Source organism: Rhizobium bangladeshense, assembly GCF_001662075.1.
Lineage (GTDB): Bacteria > Pseudomonadota > Alphaproteobacteria > Rhizobiales > Rhizobiaceae > Rhizobium > Rhizobium bangladeshense_B.
The window spans coordinates 1-1184 of record NZ_LYPL01000090.1 but is presented as its reverse complement, the minus strand read 5'-3'; the positions used below and the strand labels follow the sequence as shown (position 1 = coordinate 1184).

Annotated in this window: 1 protein-coding gene and 1 pseudogene; both read right to left on the bottom strand. The window is 63.0% G+C overall.

Features of this window, described 5'->3' with window-relative positions; genetic code table 11:
* Positions 1–411: pseudogene (locus A7X77_RS31610) on the bottom strand (electron transfer flavoprotein subunit alpha/FixB family protein); the annotation flags it as partial.
* A 23-nt stretch (positions 412–434) separates the two neighbouring features.
* Positions 435–1184 carry an electron transfer flavoprotein subunit beta/FixA family protein gene (locus tag A7X77_RS31605; RefSeq protein ID WP_064686694.1) on the bottom strand — a complete coding sequence of 250 codons (750 nt, stop codon included), beginning with the start codon at positions 1182–1184 and terminating at the stop codon, positions 435–437.

Here is a 1184-nt window from a genome sequence, read left to right as displayed (position 1 = left end):
CTGCACCGTCTGAATGGCATTGCCGGCATAGATCGGCCGCTTGAAGGTATCGGGGCTGACGACTTCGATGATCTCCGAGACCTGGGCGACATCGACGAGGGCAGCAACGCGCGGCAGCACGGTCTTGCCGACCGAGGTGGCAGCCGAGACGATCGTGTCGTAGGAACCGGCCAGCGAGACGATCAGATCGGCCAGCGGTTCGGCCAGATTGTTGGCAAGCGCGTCGCTTTCGGCCAGCAGCACCTTGGTCACACCGGAAAGCTTGGCAGCCTGATCGGCCGCAGCCTTGGCGGCCTTGCCGGCGACCAGGATGTGCACGTCGGAGCCGATCTGGCTTGCCGCCGTCAGCGCCTTGGCAGTCTGGTCGGAGAGGTGATTGCCGTCATGGTCGGCCAGAAGAAGAATGGTCATGATGGTGTTCTCTCTTTCCTGGCTTACAGCACGCCGGCTTCGTTTTTGAGCTTGTCGACCAGTTCGGCGACCGACTTGACCTTGACGCCGGCCTTGCGGCCGGACGGCTCCTCGGTCTTCAAGACCTTCAGCCGCGGCGTCGTATCGACGCCGAAATCGGCCGGAGCCTTCTTGTCGAGCGGCTTCTTCTTCGCCTTCATGATGTTCGGCAGCGAGGCATAACGCGGTTCGTTCAGGCGAAGATCGGTGGTCACCACCGCCGGCAGCTTGATCTCGATCGTCTGCAGGCCGCCATCGACCTCGCGGGTGACCTCAGCCTTGCCGTCGCCGATCTCGATCTTCGAGGCGAAGGTCGCCTGGGCGAGCCCAAGCAATGCCGCCAGCATCTGGCCGGTCTGGTTGGAATCGTCGTCGATCGCCTGCTTGCCGGTGATGATCAGTCCCGGTTGCTCGGCATCGGCGACCGCTTTGAGGATCTTGGCGACGGCGAGCGGCTCGACTTGATCGTCGGTCTCGACCAGGATCGCCCGGTCGGCGCCCATGGCAAGGGCGGTCCGCAGCGTCTCCTCGGCCTTGGCCGGGCCGATCGACACCACCACCACCTCTTCCGCCTTGCCGGCTTCCTTCAGCCGCAGCGCCTCTTCCACCGAGATCTCGTCGAACGGGTTCATCGACATCTTCACATTGGCAAGCTCGACACCCGAACCATCCGGCTTCACACGGATCTTCACGTTGTAGTCGACAACCCGTTTGACGGGCACGAGAATCTTCAT

Bases quoted from the DNA above. Each gene is read 5' to 3' on its own strand.
- A7X77_RS31605 (WP_064686694.1), bottom strand. From the start codon at position 1,184: ATGAAGATTCTCGTGCCCGTCAAACGGGTTGTCGACTACAACGTGAAG.